This window comes from Vibrio rubrogenes, assembly GCF_059641415.1.
The window spans coordinates 1-370 of sequence record NZ_JCARSY010000132.1; the positions used below are offsets into that span (position 1 = coordinate 1).

1 protein-coding gene is annotated in these 370 nt (G+C 52.4%); it reads left to right on the forward strand.

The genetic code is table 11. The annotated features are described in order from the left end of the window. The coding region (locus tag AC55NX_RS20885) for an FAD-binding protein (RefSeq protein WP_496997476.1) at window positions 1-370 on the forward strand (370 nt) is incomplete at both ends.

Below are 370 nucleotides of genomic sequence, written 5' to 3' on the forward strand. Positions count from 1 at the left end.
AGACGACGGTCAAGTACAGGGGTTGATTGCCATTCATATGGCGGAAGGCGAACTGGTCACGATTAAAGCAAAATCCGTCGTTTTGGCTACCGGTGGTGCAGGTCGCGTTTATCAATGTAATACCAATGGTGGCATCGTCACCGGTGATGGTATGGGAATGGCTTATCGTCACGGTGTGCCGCTACGCGATATGGAGTTTGTCCAGTATCACCCGACCGGCCTGCCCGGTACCGGGATCCTGATGACCGAAGGGTGTCGGGGTGAAGGCGGGATTATTGTCAATAAAAACGGCTACCGTTATCTGCAAGATTACGGCATGGGACCGGAAACGCCCGTCGGCCAACCGAAAAATAAATATATGGAACTCGGT